General features: G+C 33.2%; 15 protein-coding genes. 1 reads left to right on the forward strand and 14 read right to left on the reverse strand.

Going from position 1 to position 20,796, the window contains the following annotated elements:
• Positions 1-419 precede the first annotated feature (419 nt).
• The 9 genes from H600_RS0117345 to H600_RS0117385 all read right to left on the reverse strand — a co-directional run bounded on the left by H600_RS0117345 (position 420) and on the right by H600_RS0117385 (position 12,679).
• Positions 420-1,334, reverse strand: coding sequence for a PorP/SprF family type IX secretion system membrane protein (locus H600_RS0117345; RefSeq protein WP_035108737.1), 915 nt, complete (start codon positions 1,332-1,334; stop codon positions 420-422).
• 397 nt (positions 1,335-1,731) lie between these two features.
• On the reverse strand, positions 1,732-2,475 hold the full coding sequence (locus tag H600_RS0117350; RefSeq protein ID WP_035108738.1) for a rhamnogalacturonan acetylesterase: 744 nt from the start codon (positions 2,473-2,475) through the stop codon (positions 1,732-1,734).
• A gap of 104 nt (positions 2,476-2,579) precedes the next feature.
• Positions 2,580-3,929, reverse strand: coding sequence for a glycoside hydrolase family 28 protein (locus H600_RS0117355; protein WP_245176594.1), 1,350 nt, complete (start codon positions 3,927-3,929; stop codon positions 2,580-2,582).
• A 22-nt stretch (positions 3,930-3,951) separates the two neighbouring features.
• On the reverse strand, positions 3,952-5,952 hold the full coding sequence (gene pelA / locus H600_RS0117360) for a pectate lyase (protein WP_026729979.1): 2,001 nt from the start codon (positions 5,950-5,952) through the stop codon (positions 3,952-3,954).
• Between the two features lie 213 nt (positions 5,953-6,165).
• On the reverse strand, positions 6,166-7,764 hold the full coding sequence (locus H600_RS0117365) for a glycoside hydrolase family 43 protein (protein ID WP_026729980.1): 1,599 nt from the start codon (positions 7,762-7,764) through the stop codon (positions 6,166-6,168).
• A gap of 77 nt (positions 7,765-7,841) precedes the next feature.
• A complete protein-coding gene (locus tag H600_RS0117370) occupies positions 7,842-8,999 on the reverse strand; it encodes a glycoside hydrolase family 88/105 protein (protein WP_425337379.1) in 1,158 nt (385 codons plus the stop codon).
• Between the two features lie 122 nt (positions 9,000-9,121).
• Positions 9,122-10,087 (reverse strand): DUF4861 family protein, encoded by a 966-nt coding sequence (locus tag H600_RS0117375; protein WP_026729982.1) that lies wholly within the window; start codon positions 10,085-10,087, stop codon positions 9,122-9,124.
• Positions 10,088-10,095: 8 nt separating this feature from the next.
• The gene (locus tag H600_RS0117380) at positions 10,096-11,031 is read right to left on the reverse strand and encodes an alpha/beta hydrolase (RefSeq protein WP_026729983.1); all 936 of its coding nucleotides are present in this window, start codon (positions 11,029-11,031) and stop codon (positions 10,096-10,098) included.
• 208 nt (positions 11,032-11,239) lie between these two features.
• Entirely contained in the window at positions 11,240-12,679 is a 1,440-nt protein-coding gene (locus H600_RS0117385) for a glycoside hydrolase family 28 protein (RefSeq protein WP_026729984.1), read from the reverse strand.
• Positions 12,680-12,966: 287 nt separating this feature from the next.
• On the opposite strand from H600_RS0117385, the gene H600_RS0117390 reads away from it, so the two are divergent.
• Entirely contained in the window at positions 12,967-13,995 is a 1,029-nt protein-coding gene (locus tag H600_RS0117390; RefSeq protein WP_026729985.1) for a LacI family DNA-binding transcriptional regulator, read from the forward strand.
• Positions 13,996-14,209: 214 nt separating this feature from the next.
• Here H600_RS0117390 and H600_RS0117395 read toward each other — a convergent pair whose 3' ends face one another.
• From H600_RS0117395 to uxaC, 5 genes are all read right to left on the reverse strand, one after another.
• Entirely contained in the window at positions 14,210-15,829 is a 1,620-nt protein-coding gene (locus H600_RS0117395) for a UxaA family hydrolase (protein ID WP_026729986.1), read from the reverse strand.
• A gap of 18 nt (positions 15,830-15,847) precedes the next feature.
• Entirely contained in the window at positions 15,848-17,296 is a 1,449-nt protein-coding gene (locus H600_RS0117400) for a tagaturonate reductase (protein ID WP_026729987.1), read from the reverse strand.
• Between the two features lie 214 nt (positions 17,297-17,510).
• Positions 17,511-18,182 carry a bifunctional 4-hydroxy-2-oxoglutarate aldolase/2-dehydro-3-deoxy-phosphogluconate aldolase gene (locus H600_RS0117405; protein WP_026729988.1) on the reverse strand — a complete coding sequence of 224 codons (672 nt, stop codon included), beginning with the start codon at positions 18,180-18,182 and terminating at the stop codon, positions 17,511-17,513.
• Between the two features lie 8 nt (positions 18,183-18,190).
• Positions 18,191-19,213 (reverse strand): sugar kinase, encoded by a 1,023-nt coding sequence (locus H600_RS0117410; RefSeq protein ID WP_026729989.1) that lies wholly within the window; start codon positions 19,211-19,213, stop codon positions 18,191-18,193.
• A 175-nt stretch (positions 19,214-19,388) separates the two neighbouring features.
• Positions 19,389-20,792: a glucuronate isomerase gene (uxaC, locus tag H600_RS0117415; protein WP_026729990.1), complete on the reverse strand. Its 1,404-nt coding sequence runs from the start codon at positions 20,790-20,792 to the stop codon at positions 19,389-19,391.
• Positions 20,793-20,796 lie beyond the last annotated feature (4 nt).

The following is a 20,796-nucleotide window of genomic DNA, read 5'->3' on the forward strand; positions in this document are numbered from 1 at the left end:
AACCTAATTTATTATTTTTCAAACCACATTAAGAATAAGAGCCCTTAATAAAAGTGCTTTATTTGGAGTCAAAGCCCCACACCAACCTCTGAATAAACTAAAATAGATCCTAAGACAAGAAATAAAGGAAGTAATCTATTTTTCATAACTATAATTATTAAGTCTTAAATTATTTATAAGGACCTAAAATTCAATTATCTAAATTTGAAAGTTCAAAGTTCCTCTGAAAATAGATTTATTTTTACCTGCAAAAGTTTTAAAACTTGCAGATTAAGGCAGATGTGAGTCTTAAAACATAATTTACTCAAAATCAAGCCTTAAAACCCTAAAAAAAGAAAATGAATTCTGTATTGACGCTTATCAAAACAACATTATTGCTAATTTTTCAGTAAAATCAGTAACTCAGAATATAAATTATCCTAGAAAAAACGAGGTGTGGTTATTCTGTATTGTCGTTTAGTGAACAAATCAAATCGGAGGAAAATTTCATGCGAACCGCCATTATAATTCCCAATGTTAGTTACATCATAATCATAAGCGTATCCAATATTGAGACTTGAATTAATTTGAAATCCTGCCATTCCGCTTACTGTGGCGTCCCATCGGTACGCAAGTCCAAGTGTTAATTTATCCATAAAAAGAAAATTAGCAGACAAATCTACTGCCAATGGTGCACCGTTTATTGCCTTTATCATTGCGGCAGGCTTAAAATGAATATTTTCATTCAATTTAAATACATACCCCCCCATTGCATAAAAATGCATTTTTTGTGAAGCAACAGATATCTTCACATCATCATAAAATTGTGTTTCTAAAATTTGTGGAACTGACACTCCTAAATACCATTTGTCTGAATAAAAATAAACACCTGCTCCGATATTAGGAGAAACTTCACTCAACACACCCGTAAGCAAAGGATCATCGGGATCATAAACATTGAGTTTATTAAAATCTACCTGCAGGAAATCAATTGAAAAACTTACACCTAAAGACATTGTAAGTGATTCTGAGAGTTGTATGGGACGTGAATAACCTATTGATAAGACTGTTTCTGAAGATGGACCTATCTTGTCATTAATGATTGATAAGCCTACACCTTGCCCATTTGCAGTAATTGGACTTTGGATTGAAAAATTTGCGGTCTCTGGCGCTCCGTCCAATCCTACCCATTGTGCTCTATACATTCCAAACACACTTGGCACTCCGCGCGTACCTATATACCCCGGATTGATGCTCATGGTATTGTACATGTATTGTGTGTACTGTGATTGTTGTTGGGGAAAACAAGGAGAAAAACACAATGAGATCAAAAATAAAAGTATTTTTTTATTCATAATTGCGATTTAGTATTATAAAATATCAAATCTTACTCAATAAGCTTTTTTAAGCTTATTGATTCTGCAACGAAGATCTTCAACAATTTGAATAATTAAATACAATTAAAAATACTGTGATCCAGACCTTTAAAAATCAACAATTAAACTATAACATAGTCTAATTATGCTAAATATATCAGATAAAAAATAAAGGCAATGAGTTAAGAAAAATAAGTATTTCAATGTGAATACTTTACTTCTTGAAAATTTGAAATCAATAGGCTGATAAAAAAGATATAGCCAACAGCTATTTTATAAAACAACTTTATACGAGTAGATAGAAACTGTAATGTATAAATAAACCAATACTGTTTCTTTTAAACAGTAACCAAAATTACTAAAAAAAAATGGAATATTACTTTATTCCATTTTGAAGTTTGTTAAGAGTAGAATCATTTAAAATTTTAAGCTGATTTATTACAATCTGAGCAATTTTATTTGCTCCCAATAAAGAGAGATGAGTATCATCTTTTTTGTCATCCTTATAATAGGGAACTTCTCCAGCTTTAAAATGCAAATGAAGCTGTTTCGATTTTTCGGGGCCATAAGATTGCTCCAACAATTCTGTATAATATTCTAAATCTATAAAAGGAACTTTATATTCCTGAGCTACCAATCGAGTTTCTAATGGATAATCGCCATGTGTAGGCACCAAGACACCTTTTTCATTAAAATTGCGTCTCGCAATTGACGTTAATAAAATAGGTACAGCGCCTTTTTCCCTACTTTCGTTTATAAACTTAATCAAGTTGTATCTATACGCTGTATGCGGGTTCGTATATCGTGTGGAATCCTCAATTTTTTCATCATTGTGCCCAAATTCTATAAAAACATAATCGCCTTTTTTAAGTTTTTTATAAATTGAATCCCAACGTTTTTCGTTAATAAAACTTTTGGTGCTTCTGCCATTAACAGCTTTATTTACCACGACAATATCATCTTTAAAAAAAGATTGCATAACTTGAGCCCAGCCGTGTTCTGGATTACGATCTGGATCTTTTTTATTCGCCATTGTTGAATCACCAATACAGTATAATGTTGCATTTTGAGCAAAAGATGCTGATGTGATTAAAAATGCTATAAGAAGATATTTTTTCATTTTCGTTATTTTGAAATTGTTATTTATTTTTGAAATCCTATCATAAATAGGCGCAATCCAAACGCATATAAAGTAATTGTTAGGATCTAAAAATCTTTAAAAAATTATTTAGCTGCCGTTGGAACTGTCGCTTTTTTTCCAATAAAAACATCTGTCATTAAGACATTTTCGGCGTTTTCGTTTGACAGTGCATTCTTTGCTGATTTTATTTCAATATTCTTTAAAGATATATTCTTAATTTTTTTATTTGGAAACCCTTGAATTACAATCCCGCTTTCTGATGCTTTATTACATGTAATGTCTGAAAAACATACATTTGAAATATCCGATTGAAAACCACTTCCCTCACCATGATAATTGGCTGTGATATATAGACAATCTTCTACATCATCTAATTGAATATTTCTAACGAAAATATTTTTAATAAAACCTCCTCTGTCTGCATTGGTTTTCAAATAAATACCACGTTTTAAATAACCAACTGTTTTACAATTTTCTACGAATACATTTTGAACTCCAGCCGACATTTCACTACCTATTACAACACCATGAAGTCCTTTAAAATTACAGTTTCTAATGATAATATTTTCACTTGGTGTTAATGTATTGGCACGCCCTTCATGATCTCTTCCTGCTTTGATAGCTACATTATCATCACCATTATTAAAAGTCACATTTTCGATTAAAACATCTCGCGAGTATTCTGGGTCAATACCATCATTGTTATAATTTAAAGATTTGTAACTAATGCCACGAATGGTAATACTTTGTGACTTTAATAAGTGCAGGCACCAAAATGGAGAATTCTCAATTCTGATATTTTCAACTAAAATATTCTTGCAGTTGAAGAATTGAATCATCTGGGGACGCAAAAAATAACCTTCTCCAAATTTTCTATCGTTTAAAGGAACACTATTGTGATTCATTTCACGACTTCTGTTTTTCCCAGCTTCCTCTTTTGCTTTAAAACTTTTCCAAATTTTTCCTCCTTCGCCATCAATTGTCCCATCACCAGATATTGCAATATTAGAACAATTGTAAGCATAAATAAGTGGACTGTAATTGTAAAGCATTGTGCCTTCCCAGCTCGTAAAAACCATTGGATAATCTTGTGGATTATCGCTGAATTTTAATTTTGCTCCTTTCTCAATTTTCAGATTGACATTACTCACAAAATGAATTGGTCCATTGATTTTATAAACCCCTTTAGGCACAATTATAGTGCCTCCGTTTTTCTTTTTGCATAATGCCATCGCCTTATCAAAAACAAATTTATTATTTGAAATTGAATCGCCTTTTGCACCTAATTGCAATATATTAATTTCATAAGACGGAATAATTGGAAGCTGAATTCTTTTTACAATCGAATCTACTTTCTCCGTTGGAAATTCGCCCTTTTGTGCAAAAGAAACCATTGAAATTAATAGAAATAAAAAATAATTAAATTTCATCATAAGTGTAATTTAAAATCAGGATTTATTTTGAATACCAATTTGAGAATTCGTCTTTCAAAATATTATCCAATGTATATTTTTCCGCTTCTGCCTTTTTCAGCTGATGCGACCATGATACTCTTTTTGAGGGCTGAAATCCTTCGCCAGTACAATTGTATTCTGCATAAAAAGTTTTTTTTTCAGCTTCTGGTTTTGACCAGTTTTCCCAACCTTCGGGCTTAATATGTTTGCCTAATTCACAATTCAAAAAAACCGTTTTGGCATAAACACGCCAAGGTCTTCCTAAATAAACTGCATTGACAGAAGCTTCAGCAGTTAATTTGCAATTCTTAAAAACGAATCCGAATTGAATTCCTTCAGGTGTTGAGGCAGCAGTCACATACGAATTTTTAATGCTGTAAATTTCACAATTTTCAAACAAGGCTGTAGCACTTCCAAAGACAAAATCGGTTGTACCTTCTATATAACAATTTACAAAATATTGTTTTGCTTCTTTTCCTGAAAGATACAAGGTATCCTGATTTCCAAGAATATTACAGTTCGAAACTTTGGCGCGATTCGATACAATTGATAGTGCAATTCCTTGTCCATTATCTCCGGAAGCATTTTTGATTGTTAGATTAGATGCTGAAAAATCATCTCCTTCTACCAAAACGGTATACGTATAAAAAGTGCTGTTTCTTCCAAGATTGATTTTTGAAAAATTATCATCAAAAGTTATAATGGTTTTTTCTTTGCTTTCACCTTGCAAAACGACATTTGTATTCCACTCAGGAATACGAACCTTTTCATTATAAATTCCATTTTTTATAGAAATGGTAACTTTTTCGTAAGGAAAAGCAGGACATGCATAAACTGCATCTTGGATTTTTGTAAAATCACCAGAACCATCTTGAGCAACAGTAATTAAGGTTACATTTTTTTTATCTGCCGATGAAACTTTAGTTCCGTTTTTAATGGCCCATGCCGAATATTTTTTCAGCACTTCCTTTGGCGCGTCTGAATACCATGAGTATCCATTTCGTCTTTCAGAACCTATTTGGTCTATGGATTTTTTCTTAATTCCGTCACGATCACAAAAAAATGGTTCATTGGTTTCCAAATCCATAAATCTCGCCCATATTGGCCCTGCATTCGTGGCTGGAATCATTTTTTTGTCAATAATTTTACCTTCGCCGTTCAGAACTCTTTTTTCTTCCAAATTGGTAATTTTTGTTTTTTCAAACCAAGCTTCGGCACTTTTTACAGCTGTAACAATATCTCGTGAAGGCTTTTCAATTGACATTAATAGCAATACAATTTTAGCCGATTCATAACCACTTAAAGAAGCCAATTCAAAAGCTCTTGCATTTGCAGGCAAAAGCGTAACTTCATCATGCTGTGCGCACCATGCTGTAAGCACACCGTTTTGTTTGTATTGTGTTTTCAAAATACAATCAATTCCTTTTTCAAATGCTTTTTTACATTTTTTAACAACTTCTTTTGATGGCTTAATGCTATAAAAATCAGACTCTTCACTGATTTGCCTCATAACACTCAAAATGTTTACCATTGAGTCGTCATTGTACGTGATATGCGTGTAATATCCTTTTTTTAATGGATAAAACTGAGGCCAGCCTCCATTTGCATACTGAGCTTCTAATAAATAATTTATGCCTTTTAAAAATGATTCTTTATATCTTTCATCTTTCACTTGAGCATACATTTTGGACATAAAAAGCATTTCTTGACAAGTTGCTCCATTATCAGTTGTAGCTTCTACAGCTGTATTTTTAAGTGCAGTCAAATCCTTTTTTTGTGCTGGAGTCAATTCATGCTGCATTTGAATATTTTTTGGCCAACCGCCAATGTTTCGCTGATAAAGTAAAACATTTTCAGCAATCTTTTTTGCTTCTTCTGAGCCAAACCAAGATGATTCATTTTTTCGAATAATATCTGGCCAGTTTTTAAACGTATTTTGCGCATTCAGTCCAATGCTGAACGAGACCACTAAAAACAAAACTATTTTTTTTAATTGAATCATTGTAATCTGTTTTAACCCTAAATTATTTATTAGCAAAGCTGAAATATTAATTTTTGAAGAACAACAAAAATCTAAAAATCATTTTAAACGCATTAAAAACAACCTTTTACCTACAAAGTGTATTCTGCTATTATTTTTTTAAGTTCTTTTCTTAAAAACAATTAATAGAAGTCATATTTTTAGAAAATCTGAAAAAAATAGATTTATGATTTTTTACTTCGTTATTCTAAACCAATCAACCGCTACATTTCCAGAATCATTTGTAATTTTTTCGCTCAAGGCAAAAAGTCCAAGTTTCGCGCCAATCCATTTCCCTTCTTTTGAAACAAAATCATTTCCTATTGCCAAGTATTTTTTATCATCTAAACTATAAAAGAAACTGCAGATTCCACCTTTCTTGACTTTTACTCTCAAATAAATGGTATTATGCGAAATTGAAATTGGATTAGTTTCTGTTTCTTCGATTTTCTTATCAAAAGTTCCTGTTTTCTGATTTAGGTATAATTTACCATTATCACTTTTCAGATTTAAACAACTGTAATCCAACCCCATAATGATTAAACCAGTAGTTTCCCCATTTAATCGGGCGTTAAAAGTTATTTTTGCCGTTGCAGTAAATTCTTCTGCAGGAAATTTTTGAAGAAGCAAATTTGGCGCTTCAAAGATTTTCTTACTGTCTTTAATTGTTGGCAAACAATATAAACTGAAATAACCCAAGCTAGTTGGAAATCCCCAATTGTTTTGCGCATTTGCTTGCCATTGCCATTGCAAACCTAATTTCGGAGAATTAAACTCATCAGATTCAGCTGGAGTTTCAATTGGGTATTTTTTGCCAACGTTTGGTTTTTTAAAAGTAGTTACCGGTTCTCCAATTCCATTTTTATCAAAATCCTGCCCCATAACCGGCCAATCGTTTTCCCATTTCATTGGCTGTAAATGAACAATTCGGCCGTAAGCTCCCTTGTCCTGAAAATGTATAAACCAATCTTCACCCATTTGAGTTTGCACCCAAGCACCTTGATGTGGGCCATTGATAGTCGTTTTTCCTTGTTCTAAAACTTTTTTCTTTTCATAAGGACCAAAAACATTTTTTGACCTTAGAACTGTCTGCCAACCTGTAGAAACTCCACCAGCTGGAGCAAAAATGTAATAGTAATTATTTCGCTTATAAAACTTTGGACCTTCAATCGTTCCTTCTCCGTCATGGCCATCAATTACCATAACTTCATCATTGTTTGTAGCTGTGCCTTCAGCATTCATACTACAAACCACCAATAAGCTTTTAATTTTTGCACGACTTCCTGCAAAAGCGTGAACTAAATATACTTTCCCGTCATCATCCCACAAAGGACTCGGATCAATAAGTCCGCTTCCTGCTTTTACCAAAATGGGTTCTGACCAAGGTCCTTCAGGCTTTTGGGCTTTAATCATATAAATTCCAAAATCTGGATCTGGGTAATAAATATAAAATTCATTATTATGAAAATTGATGCTTGGCGCCCAAACTCCATTTCCGTGTTGCACTTTATCAAAACTTTCTGTTGGAGTTTGCTTGATCATCGCATGTCCGATTATTTTCCAATTCACTAAATCTTTAGAATGCAAAATTGGTAATCCTGGAATACAGTTAAACGACGAAGCCGTCATATAAAAATCATCTCCTGCCCTTACAACATCTGGATCTGAATAATCTGCGTGAATAATTGGATTTGTGTAAGTTCCATCACCATTGTCTGGCACCCAAACCTGCGAAAAATTTTTCTGAGCACAAAATGCAGACCATAAAAGGAAGAGGTATTTTATTTTTTTCATTTTAAAACAATTAATTTTTCAAATTAAACCCGACAGGTTTTAAAAACATGTCGGGTTTCTTTATGAATTAATTTATCTTATCTATTTAATTCTAAAGCTGCCAAAATAAATGGTCCAGTAGCTTTTGGATCATTGTCTTTCTTTTTCTCATTCACGTAATATTCATACGAACCATCTCTGTAAGGAGTTCCCCCTAAACCTGCAACTTGGCATGCTTGAGTTAATGTAATCGTTCCATCGGCATCGACTTTCATTAATTTTGTTGTTAATCCGTCAAAAGCTTTATTAGCGATTTTTTTATATTTAGCAGGCAAATATCCTTTGTTGGCACCTTTTGCAAAAGCATAAGCAAACATCGAAGATCCGGAAGCTTCTAAATAATTACCTTCTTTCCCCATTTTATCAGTCACTTGGTACCACAAACCAGATTTATCCTGAAATTTTGAAATACTTTCTGAAGCATTGTTTAAATACTTCACTAATTCTTTTTGTTTTGGATGGTCTTTTGGAAAATAATCTAAAGCATCTACAAGCGCCATTACGTACCACCCCAGAGCTCTTGACCAGAAATTAGGCGAATTTCCAGTTTCTTTGTTTGCCCAAGGCATTTGTTTGCTTGAATCCCAACCATGGTATAATAAACCTGTTTTTGGATCGGTAGCATGCAATTGAATCTCTTCAAATTGTTTGGCTACATCATCTAAACTCTTACCGTTTTCGAATTTAACTGTGTACTCTGCATAAAAGGGCTCTCCCATATATAAACCATCCAACCACATTTGGTTTGGATAGATTTTTTTATGCCAAAATCCACCTTCAGGAGTTCGTGGTTGCTCTGATAATTGCTTGCGCAACAACTGCATTGCTTTTAAATATTTTTCTTCTTTTGTTTTTGCATAAATGTCAAAAAGCAAACGGCCGGCAACAATCATGTCAATATTGTATTTTTCAAGTTCATACGTCTTGATTGTACCATCGTTTTGAACCAAAGCATCAACATAACCTTTTACATAAACAGGGTATCTTGGATCAGGATTTTTCTTGTATAATTCTTCAAAACCATGCAAAACCAAGCCATGAACATAATCCCATTTTGGCGCTTTTGAATCATCAATCATGTACGCTTCAGGATGGCGTTTCATCAAAGTCAAGGCCATTTTGTCTGACCATTTTGAATTCTTTGCAATAACGATATCTTTAGCTGTTTCTTGTGCACCGGCACTTGTAAAAACCATTAGGCAAGCCATTACAGCTGATGTAAAATATCCAAGTTTTCTATTTTTTTTCATTTTAAAATATATTTTAAATTTTACTTTTATCTCGAAAATTAATTCCAAAAACTGATTCCTGACGGTAATTACATTTTACCTTTTTTGTTCAAAATTTCTAATTTTTCATTCAAATATTTCACAAAATCCGCCTGAGATTTAATTCCGTTTACTTCTTGTTCCCAAGCGCCTAAAAGATAAAACGAAGTCGATTTTGTACTTGGCTTAAAAACCAAAAGATAATCCAACTCTGTATCTGCAATATTTTCAATTGTGCTAACTTCATAAAAAATAGCCATACCTAATTTATCTGGCACCAAAGATTGTTGTCCATAAGTTGCCAAATAAGCCCATTTTTTGTTTTTGCTTTCTTTTTTAAGCAATTCTGTATTTTTTTGTTTTACGATTCCAGTACAAATTCCTTTAATTTCTTTTGATGCCTGAATCGTGTGTTTTGTGTAAAGATCATTTGGCTTGATAGTCAAAATCGAAGTAAAATCAATTTTGTCTGAAGCCGTTTTCCATCCGTAATAATTCACTTTTACAGACGATTCATTAGCTTTGTTCGAAACAGTAGCTATTGTCGAATCGACTTCTCTAAAATGCAATTTTTCATTATTCAAATAACGATCGATAGAACCAATTCCGATTCCTTTACCCGCTTTCAAAATATCAGCTCCCCAATCGCTCATTTCGTGGTAGGAATCAAAATTATCCTGTCCTACTTTTGGCAAAATAATCTCTGAAGTTTTCTTTCCAAAAATATCAATAGCATTTCTCCAATCTAAATACAAACGGTAACCAATTCGATTGTTCTCCCATCCTGGTCCTTCATAACGAATATCAAAAGAATGATCGGTATGTTCTGGAGCTAATTTTAATCGATCAACATTTTTAAAAACGGTTCCACCAATATATTTTCTTCCTTCCCATTTACCATCTGTTTTTGATGATATTTCAGCATAAGTTTTTGCTGTTTTAGTATCTACTTTTTGAGCGTTTACAGCTGAAAAGCCAAGCAGAAATAATGCTGCTATTTTAATTTTTGCTTTCATTCTTGTTGTTATTTGAATATTTTATCTAAAAATTGTACTGTACATTCTATGATTTCGTCAAACCAAGGTTGAAAAAACCAAAATGAATGTGGTGAATCTTTTATCGTCTTTACTTCGTTGTAAATTTTATTCTGACTCAAAATCGCAATCATATCATCTCTTCCAGCATGAAACCTATCAAAACTGCTATTTATAAAAAGAACAGGTGGCGTATTTTTATCCGTATGGCTTAAAGCCGATGCATTATGCCAATTTTCAGGATTTTCTTCATAAGAACCTTGCAACCAAAAAGATGCCATTTCTCCTTCTTGCGATTCTGGATGCTTGAATGCTAGAATTCCATCGATGTTAATTATAGCATTTACTTTTGATGACGATTTGCTTTTAAACTTAGGATCTTCAAAAGTCACATCGTTATTTGTTGTACCAATGAGAGCCGCCATCTGTCCTCCTGCGGAACATCCTAAAACTACTATTTTATTTGGATCAACGTTGAACTTTTTCGCATTGTCTTTTATAAACTTAATTGCATTTTTAACATCAAAAATTGCATTCGGATATTTTGCTTCCAATGATAATCTGTACTCAATTGGAAAACACGAAAAACCTTTTGAAGCAATTTCTTGCGCCATAACTTGCATATGACTTTTATTTCCAGATCTCCAGCCTCCTCCATGAATCATAATTACTGCTGGGTTCTTTTTTTTCTCAGTATAAAAATAAGCGTCTAAATGTAATTCTCTATCAGCTATTTTATTATAAACCAAATCATTAAACTGATTTACATTCTTGTCTTTTTTTTCCTTTACAATCGTTATAAAAGGATATTTTTTGATCAATCTATCATAAGTACTTTTAACTGTATAGGAAGTATCAATGCTGTATTGGCCGTGAATTGTACCAACATTTAAAAGCAACAAAAAAAAGAATGCTATTTTTTTCATTTCAGAACTTCAAATTTTAGTTAAGAAAGGAGTTCGACAACAAGGTCAAACTCCTTTTTTAACAACTTCAAAAAACAACTTTCTAAAAAATCATCAAATATTACTAACCAAGATTTTTGAAAAATAAAACGCTATTTTGCTTTTTACTCTCATTTTGATAATTATTGAAAGTGCACAATTGGTTTGGTTAAAAGTATAGTTAAGTGGTTTAATTTTTGATGGATTCCATTTTCTTTCCGTTGATATAGGTATTGATGAAATTTACCTTTTTCACGTTTTTCAACGAATAAACAGAATCGACTTTTGCGATTGTCACATTTTTGAATGTAATGTTTTCAATAGGAGATTGTTGGTAGCCATCAGCCAAAATCCCAAATTTTCCTCCATTTTTAACTTTGACATTCTCAAGGCTGATATTTTTAATCGCCGGTATGTAATTTCCAACTTGGCTTCCATAAATATCATAAAACATAGTCACTCTCAAAACACATTCTTTTACAGTTCCAACTTCAATATTTCGAACAAAAATATCCTCAGTCGTTCCACCTCGTTTTGAATTTGTTTTGATTCTGATGGCACGATCTAGTTCTGGACTGTCCATCACACAATTTTCAACATACACATTATTTACTCCGGCAGTAATTTCGCTTCCCATTACAACACCACCGTGACCGTCAATCATTTTGCAGTTTTGGACAACGATGTTTTTACTTGGGATTCCGACTCTTCTTCCATCTGCATCTCTTCCTGATTTAATCGCAATGCAATCATCTCCTGTATTGAAAGTACAATTTCTGATAATTACATTTTGAGAATACTCCGGATCACAGCCATCATTATTCGGGCCGTGGCTGTTTACAGTCACACCATCAATAATTACATTATTTGATTTTAATGGATGCAAGATCCAAAATGGTGCGTTAATTACTGTTATATCTTTTACCAAAACCGTATTGCATTCAAAAAACTCAATAAAATTAGGACGCAAATAATGTCCTTCGCCAAAAATACGTTCGGCAACTGGCACGCCTTTTTCAGCCATTTCAACCAAATTATCACGATTTAACGGATCGTGCTGTGATGGCTTTCCTTTTTCCCAGCCATATCTTTTGCTTCCGCACCAATACCACCAGTTTGCATTATTTGCTTGTCCGTTTAAAGTTCCTTTTCCTGTTATAGCGACATTGGTTTTATTTTTAGCATAAATCAGCGGTGAATGATTCATTAATTCTGTTCCTTCCCATGAAGTATGAAGCAAAGGATAATCTTTAGAATTTGTGCTAAAAAGAATTTCTGCTTGATCTTCCAAATGCAAATTGACATTGCTTTCCAAATGAATTGGACCAGTTAAATATTTTCCATTTGGAACTAAAACTCTTCCACCGCCTTTTGCAGCACATTCTTTGATTGCTTTTTCAAAAGCCATCGTATTCATTGTTTTCCCATCTCCTACCGCACCAAAATCATTTATATTATAGGTTTTGTTTGCAAAATGTGTTTCAGGAATACTTTTTACAATTAACTCCATCTTTTTCCAAGGATCTGCTTCAGAAACTCCTGAAACTTGTTTTCCGCAAGATAAAATCATGACAGAAAAGATACCAGAAAACAAGATTGATTTTAACGCTAAAGACTTATTTGTAATCATTTACGCAGTTTTATATGGTTTGAGCCAATAAATTGACGATAATTATGTAATCGATTACACGAAAGTATAAAATTTGTTTCTACGGAACAAATTTATTTAGAAATAATTTATATATTTAATTTTTATTTGCAATTATATTTACAGTTATTATAAAAAAATACATAATTTTTTATCATTGTAGAACTGCAAACGATTTAGTTAGTAATTATGTAATCGATAACAAAAAATATTGACATATATAAAAAAAATGTATTTTTGTTTAAAATTTAAACCTGAAACCTTTATTAATGAGCGAGAAAATAACCATTTATGATATTGCCAAGAAATTGAATATCACTGCTGCCACTGTTTCCAGAGCTTTAAATAACAATCCGAAAATCAAGGAAAGTACTCGAGAACTGGTAATCAAAACCGCTGCCTCAATGAACTACAAGCAAAACAAACTTGCTTTAGCACTAAAAAGCGGTCGAAGCAACAATATTGGCGTTATTGTTCCTCGTATTGACAGTAACTTTTTCGCCTCTGTTATTAGAGGAATTGAAGAAGAACTTCATCCACATGGTTATCAGGTAATTATTTGCCAAACTCATGAAAGCGCAAAAAGAGAAAACGAGAACCTATATACTTTAATAGATGCTCAAGTAGATGGCATCATTATGTCGGTTACTGATGTTACCGACGAGAATGACGGCGCTTTTCGTTATGTATTAGAAAAAAATGTACCGCTTATCTTTTTTGACAGAAGCAAACATATTGATGGCGTGAGCTCAGTTACTATTAACGATTTTAAGGGAGGGTATCTTGCCACAAAACACCTTATTAATGAAGGATGTCAGACCATTGCACATTTTTCTGGAGATCAATCTTTTGACATCTTCAAAAACAGATTTCTAGGGTACAAGCAAGCATTATTGGATAGTGGCATGACATTTAAAGAAGAATATGTCATCCATACTAAAAGTAGCGTTGAAGCCGGCAAAGAAGCTGTTGACAAATTATTGCAGATGAAAACGCCACCAGATGCTATTTTCTCCTCAAGTGATTTTGCTGCATTGGGCGCTATACAAGAACTAAAAGAAAGAAACATAAGTATTCCTAAAGAATTTTGTGTGGCTGGTTTTAGTAATGAGCCATTCACAAAATTCATGGAATTATCTATTACATCAGTTGACCAATCGTCTCTTGAAATGGGGAAAATGTCAGCTCGCGTTTTCTTAGAACAAGTTGATAAAACCGATACCATCAAAATTGAAAAGAAAGTAGTTCTTGCACCAGAATTGCATATTCGCAAGTCATCTTCAAGAACAAACTTTTAATTTTATTTTCAACATATAAGTTATATAAGTTCAATTTAATTACAACTACAGTTTAGCAAAAAAGCAGTTCTTTTGGAACTGCTTTTTTGCTAAGTACATCTAAAATGAACTTATATAACTTATATGGTTTCAAAAAAAAAAAAAAGACGCACAGCTGTGCGTCTCTACCTATAACTTTGTCACTTTGTATCTCTGTAACTTTTAACCTAAAAAACTATAATGAAACTCCTCTTTTCCAAGGAATAAATACATCTTGTTTCAACTGGTCTGCTTTTGTTTCCACGTTTCCGCTCGCCAATTCTATAATGTAATCTACTATTTCTGCTCCAACCTCGTTAATGGTTTTTTCACCAGTAATCACCGTTCCGGCATTTACATCGATAATATCAGACATTCTATTAATTAATGCCGTGTTCGAAGAAATTTTTACAACAGGTGCAATCGGATTTCCCATCGGATTTCCTAAACCTGTTGTAAATAAAACAACTGTTGCGCCCGATCCAACCAATCCTGTGGTACATTCTGCATCATTTCCTGGCGTATTTAAAAGACTTAATCCTGGTTTTGAAATATATTCTCCGTAATCTAAAACATCTACAACAGGCGAAGTTCCACCTTTTTTAGCCGCGCCAGCAGATTTCATTGCATCTGTAATTAATCCGTCTTTAATGTTTCCCGGAGATGGATTCATATCAAACCCTGAACCTGCATCTACAACTGATTTTTCAAAAGCTTTCATTAAAGTTAAAAACTTATCTGCTTTTTCTTCGTCCACACATCTATTCATCAATTCTTGCTCAACGCCACATAATTCTGGAAACTCTGCCAAAATTGTTTTCCCTCCCAAAGCTGCAAAAATATCTGAAACAACTCCTAATGCCGGATTTGCAGAAATTCCGGAAAATCCGTCAGACCCTCCACATTCTAAACCAATACTTAGCTTTGAAAGAGGAGCAGGTTTGCGTTCAATTTTGTTGGCTCTTTTAATGGCTTCATAAGAATCTTTAATCACCATTTGAAACATTTGATCAGTAGTTCCAATTTGTTGTTGCTCATAGATCAAAATTTCTTTATCACTATTCGGACTCATTTCTTTCAATGCCTTTTTAAAAATATCAACTTGCAAATTTTGGCAACCTAAACTTAAAACGGTTGCACCTGCAACATTTGGATTGTTCACATATCCTGCAAGCAGTTTTGCCAACAATTCTGAATCTTGTCGAATCCCTCCACAACCACCTTGATGATTGATAAATTTTACTTCAACATTATCTAAAAGATTTTCATTTAAATTTTTAGCCGAAACTTCTTCTACGCTTTTTTCTTCAATTAAAGAGCGCAACAAATTTTTATAAGAAACTTCTTTTTTAGGCATTAATTCGTTTTCAAAAATATCTTTCAGTTTTTCGATATTTTTGTTTTCGCAAAAAACCAATGGAAAAAACAACCAAACGTTTTTGGTTCCAACCTGTCCATCAGTACGGTGATATCCGTTGAAAGTTTTGTCTTTCCAACGATCTACATTTGGTGGAGTCCAACCTAAATTTCCGTTTTTACCAAAAACTTTTTCACTTTGATGTTTTACATTTTCGGTTGTAATTACTTCTCCTTTTTTTATAGGTTTAGCAGCTTTTCCAACCAAAACACCATACATTATAATATCATCACCAATTGAAAAATCTTTCTCTGTGATTTTATGTTTTGCTTTAACATCAGTTGTTGGTGAGACAGTGGTTCCTTCAAACATAATTTGTTCGTTTTGTACCAAATCGGTTAAAGCGACAATTACGTTATCTGCTGGGTTGACTTTTATTAATTTTTTTTGCGTTGCCATAACTACCGTATGTAATTCTTAATTTAATTGTTTTTGAAAATTGATGAAGCCTTGCTCTACGCCGTTTGCATCAATTTCTTCTAAAGCTTTTGCAATTGAATCTGTTAATGAAGGAATTTCAGTTAAATCTTCATCCCAGAAGTTTTTATTCTGCAAAGTAAGTCTTGCTATTTTATTGTAATCATCTGATGTCCAAAGTCCATTGAAAAACGAAACAATATCCTCACTGTCTTGAACTGGAAGATTTTCACCTTTCCAAGTTCCTTTGTAAAAACGAATCAAACATGCAAATGCAAAAGTCAAATGCACTGGAAGCTTTTTATGAACATCAACATATCCTGTCAAACTTGGCAATACACGAACTTTGAATTTAGAAATCGAGTTCAAAGCAATTGAAGACAATAAATGCTTGATAAATGGATTTCTGAAACGATCTAAAATTTCTTCAGCGAAACTTGTCAGTTCTGCTCTGTCCATGTTTAAAGTTTCATTGATTTCATCAAAAACCGCTTTATTTACAAATTCTCCTGTAAAAGCATTATCAACAGTTTCTTTTACAGTTTCGTTTCCGTAAAGCAATGAAAACGGCACCATTGCAGTATGTGCACCATTCAGGATTCTTACTTTACGTGTACGATACGGTTGCATGTCTGCAACAATTTTTACATCTAAATCTGTTTTTTCAAAAGGAAGTTTTGCCTTTAGTTTATCATCACCTTCAATCACCCATAAAAAGAAACTTTCAGCGCTTACAATCAAGTCGTCTTTGTAAAGCAACTGGCTGTTGTATTCTTCGATTTGATCTTTTGGATACCCCGGAACAATTCGATCCACCAAAGTATTATGAAAAGAACAATCGTTTGTTAGCCATGATTTAAAATCTTCTCCAAGATTCCAGTCATTACTGTATTTCAAAACAATTTCCTTTAAAGTATCTGAATTATAATTAATTAATTCACAAGGAATAATTGTCAAAGCCTTTGATTTATCGCCATTAAAATGCTTAAATCTTTCATGCAAAAGTACAGTTAATTTTGCAGGAAAAGAAACTGGAGGCGTCATTGAAGGACCATCAGAAGCAATGTATTCAATTCCAGCTTCAGTTGTATTTGAAATGATGAATTCTAATTCTTCTTCTTTGGCTAAAGCCAAAAATTCTTGAAAAGAAGCATAAGGATCCACTGCTTTTACAATATTTGTAATCAATTCTTTTTCCTGAATTTCCTCACCTTTTTTAACCCCTTTCATGAATAAAGTATAGAGACCATCCTGATCATTAATCATGTTCACTAATCCTCTGTCAATAGGCTGTACAACTGCAATTCCAGCATTAAAATCTGCTTTTTTATTTAATTCCTGAAAAGCATATTCTACAAAAGCTCTCAAGAAATTTCCCTCTCCAAACTGCACTATTTTTATCGGAAGTCTATGTGAAAACTCCGTATTTGATCTGTTAATTTTTTCCATTATAAATTCATTTGAGCGTTATAAATAACCACCATAATACCTTATTCTTTTTTTTTGGATTTCATATTGTAAAAGAAACATTACACCTGAAAGAGTAAAATAAATCCTGCTGTGAGGAGTGACAAGATTTATTTTGCAAGCGTAATGTTCAATTACAACATCTAAAACTCTAAAAAAAACCGCATGCCAAATAAGGAACTGGTATGATTATTCCCTATTTATTTTTAATATTTTTAATGATCTCCAAAACCTGACTTACTTTAGCCTGTAAACCGTCAAAATCTTGTTTGTCCAATATATCTTTTGAAATTAACTGCGAACCCAATCCAACACAAGTTGCTCCTGCATTTAGCCAAGAACTTAAGCTTTCAACTGTCGGGTAAACACCACCTGTAGGCATAATGTTTGTCCATGGGCATGGGCCTTTTATTGCTTTTATGAACTCTGGTCCATATATATCAGCTGGAAATAATTTTACAATTTCACAGCCCAATTCTTCCGCTCTTGCGATTTCAGTAAGTGTTCCGCAACCTGGCGACCACAATACTTTACGGCGATTACAAGCAATTGCAATATCTTCTCTAAAAACCGGAGTTACAATAAAATTTGCTCCTAAACTCATGTAAAGTGAAGCTGAAGCAGCATCTGTTATCGAACCTACTCCTAGCATCATTCCTGGCAATTCTGCCAATGCATATTTGTTTAGTTCTCCAAAAACTTCATGAGCAAAATCACCTCTGCTCGTAAACTCCATCAAACGTGAACCCCCGTCGTAGCAAGCTTTTAAAACTTTTTTGCTTAATTCTATATCAGAGTGAAAAAACAACGGAACCATCCCGTTTTCTTTCATTTGTTGTGCTACTTCAATTCTTGAATACTTTGCCATTTCCTTTTTTATCTTGAAACTAATGCCGAACCATCGCCATCAATCATATTTTCTACTTCTTTCAATGTCACCAAGTTGTAATCACCTGCGATTGTATGTTTTAAGCAACAAGCCGCAACTGCAAAATCCAAGGCTCTTTGATTATTATTTTTATACTGAAGCAAACCGTAAATCAAACCGCCCATAAAAGCATCACCGCTTCCTACTCGGTCAACTACAGGTGTAACTTCTTTTACTGCTGCTTGATAAATAGCTTTTCCATCAAATAAAATTCCACCAATTCTTTGGTGTGAAGCACTTACAGAATAACGCAATGTTGTCGCAACCGTTTTTAAATTAGGCATCAATTCAAACAGTTTTGTATACAAAACTGGCAATGATTTTTCGTCTTGATAATTCGGATTCACTTTTGGAATTCCCAACATAAAATACGCTGTGTCAATGTCTCCTAAAATAACATTGCTGTATTTCAACATTTCAGGCATTACTTCGCTAGACGTTTTTCCGTATTGCCATAATTTCGAACGATAATTCAAATCGCATGAAATTGTGATTCCTTTTTTATGCGCTATCTTAATTGCTTCTAGACAAGCTTCAGCTGCACTTTCAGAAATTGCTGGTGTAATACCACTCCAATGAAACCACTCTGCTCCTTCTAAAACCTTATCCCAATCAATACTTCCTTTTTGAATAGTTGCCATCGAACTGTGTGCACGATCATAAACTACATTACTTCCACGTGTTCCTGCACCAGTTTCCAGAAAATAAATTCCTAAACGTTCACCTCCAAAAACAATATTTTTAGTTTCGACGTTCATTTTTCGCATTTCTTTTAATGCAGATCCGCCGATTTCATTTTCTGGCAATCTTGTAACAAACTCAGCGTTTATGCCATAATTTGCTAAAGAAACAGCTACGTTAAATTCTCCGCCTCCATACGTAGCACCAAATGCTGTAGATTGCGAAAAACGTAAGTGTCTTTCTGTCGAAAGACGAAGCATAATTTCTCCAAATGAAACTACTCTACTCATTTTTTTTATTTTTAATTTTACCATTAAGGCATTAAGAAAATTAAGCTTTGCTTTATGTTCTCTTTGCGATTAAAGGTTAAGTTTATTAAGCCTACTCGCTTAATTATCTTTGTATTATTAAGTAACTATTTTAACCCAAAACTTAATTTTCTTAATGCCTTAATAGTTAAAAAAATTAAAATTTGAAATATTCTTTAGCGTTGTTGTATGAAATATCAGAAACCAATTTTCCGATCCATTCCATATCATTTGGAAGTTCTCCACGTTTGATTTCATCTCCTAGAAGATTACATAAAATACGTCTGAAATATTCATGTCTAGGGAAAGACAAGAAACTTCTTGAGTCAGTCAACATTCCAACGAAACAACTAATTAAGCCCATGTTTGAAAGCGCATTCAATTGTTTTGTCATTCCATCTTTTTGATCTAAAAACCACCATCCTGAGCCAAATTGAACTTTTCCTCTAACACTGCCGTCGTTGAAATTTCCAATCATAGTTGCCATAACTTCGTTATCAGCAGGATTTAAGTTGTATATAATCGTTTTAGACAATTTATCTTTGCTGTCTAAAGCATTTAAAAAGCTTGATAATTTTTGCCCCTGTGGATAATCTCCAATAGAATCCCATCCTGTATCTGGACCTAAGATCCTGTGCATACGCGCATTGTTGTTTCTTAAAGCACCTAAGTGAAATTGCTGCACCCATCCAAATTCATGATACGTTTCACACAAGAACAATAAAATCGCGCTTTGAAATTTTAATGCTTCTTCTGGAGATAAAACGCTGTTTTCTCTTTTCTTTTTGAAAATAGCGCTTACTTCATTTTCAGTGAAATTTTCAAAATAAATTTGATCCAAACCGTGGTCACTTAATTTACATCCGTTTGCATTAAAGAATTCGATTCTTTTTCTTAACGCCGATTGTAAATCTGCATATGTATTGATTGATATACCCGACACTTCTCCTAAAGTATCAACATATGCATTATATCCATCATTAGAAATCAAAATCGCTTTATCAGGCCTAAAAGCCGTACTCATTTTGATTCCTGTTGAATTGTTTGCGAATTTTTGATGATATTCCAAAGAATCAATTGGATCTTCTGTAGTGCAAACCAATTCAGCGTTTACTTTTTTAAGAAGATTTTGCGTGCTATATGCTTGCGAATTTATTTTTTCAGAAGTTTCGATATAAATTTTCTCAGCCGATTTTTCATTCAACAAATCATAAATATCAAAATAACGAGCCAATTCTAAATGCGTCCAGTGGTACAAAGGATTACGCATTGTGTACGGAACTGTTTTTGCCCAATTCAAGAATTTATCTTTATCTGAACCATTTCCTGTTACAAATTGCTCATTGATTCCAAGTGTACGCATTGCACGCCATTTGTAATGATCACCATTAATCCAAACTTGAGTAATATTATCGAAGATTTTATCCTCGGCAATAAACTGTGGATTTAAATGATTATGATAATCAATAATTGGCTGATTTTTAGAATAATTATGGTATAATTCTTCAGCAAATTTATTTTCTAATAAAAAATTATCGTTTATGAATGTATTCGCGCTCATGTCT

It is taken from the genome of Flavobacterium denitrificans DSM 15936 (assembly GCF_000425445.1).
Classification (GTDB): domain Bacteria; phylum Bacteroidota; class Bacteroidia; order Flavobacteriales; family Flavobacteriaceae; genus Flavobacterium; species Flavobacterium denitrificans.

Bases quoted from the DNA above. Each gene is read 5' to 3' on its own strand.
- H600_RS0117400 (WP_026729987.1), bottom strand. From the start codon at position 17,296: ATGGAAAAAATTAACAGATCAAATACGGAGTTTTCACATAGACTTCCG.
- H600_RS0117365 (WP_026729980.1), bottom strand. From the start codon at position 7,764: ATGAAAAAAATAAAATACCTCTTCCTTTTATGGTCTGCATTTTGTGCT.
- H600_RS0117410 (WP_026729989.1), bottom strand. From the start codon at position 19,213: ATGAGTAGAGTAGTTTCATTTGGAGAAATTATGCTTCGTCTTTCGACA.
- H600_RS0117355 (WP_245176594.1), bottom strand. From the start codon at position 3,929: ATGATGAAATTTAATTATTTTTTATTTCTATTAATTTCAATGGTTTCT.
- H600_RS0117405 (WP_026729988.1), bottom strand. From the start codon at position 18,182: ATGGCAAAGTATTCAAGAATTGAAGTAGCACAACAAATGAAAGAAAAC.
- H600_RS0117350 (WP_035108738.1), bottom strand. From the start codon at position 2,475: ATGAAAAAATATCTTCTTATAGCATTTTTAATCACATCAGCATCTTTT.
- H600_RS0117380 (WP_026729983.1), bottom strand. From the start codon at position 11,031: ATGAAAAAAATAGCATTCTTTTTTTTGTTGCTTTTAAATGTTGGTACA.
- H600_RS0117385 (WP_026729984.1), bottom strand. From the start codon at position 12,679: ATGATTACAAATAAGTCTTTAGCGTTAAAATCAATCTTGTTTTCTGGT.
- uxaC (WP_026729990.1), bottom strand. From the start codon at position 20,792: ATGAGCGCGAATACATTCATAAACGATAATTTTTTATTAGAAAATAAA.
- H600_RS0117390 (WP_026729985.1), top strand. From the start codon at position 12,967: ATGAGCGAGAAAATAACCATTTATGATATTGCCAAGAAATTGAATATC.
- H600_RS0117370 (WP_425337379.1), bottom strand. From the start codon at position 8,999: ATGGTTTTTACAAGTGCCGGTGCACAAGAAACAGCTAAAGATATCGTT.
- pelA (WP_026729979.1), bottom strand. From the start codon at position 5,952: ATGATTCAATTAAAAAAAATAGTTTTGTTTTTAGTGGTCTCGTTCAGC.
- H600_RS0117345 (WP_035108737.1), bottom strand. From the start codon at position 1,334: ATGAATAAAAAAATACTTTTATTTTTGATCTCATTGTGTTTTTCTCCT.
- H600_RS0117395 (WP_026729986.1), bottom strand. From the start codon at position 15,829: ATGGCAACGCAAAAAAAATTAATAAAAGTCAACCCAGCAGATAACGTA.
- H600_RS0117375 (WP_026729982.1), bottom strand. From the start codon at position 10,087: ATGAAAGCAAAAATTAAAATAGCAGCATTATTTCTGCTTGGCTTTTCA.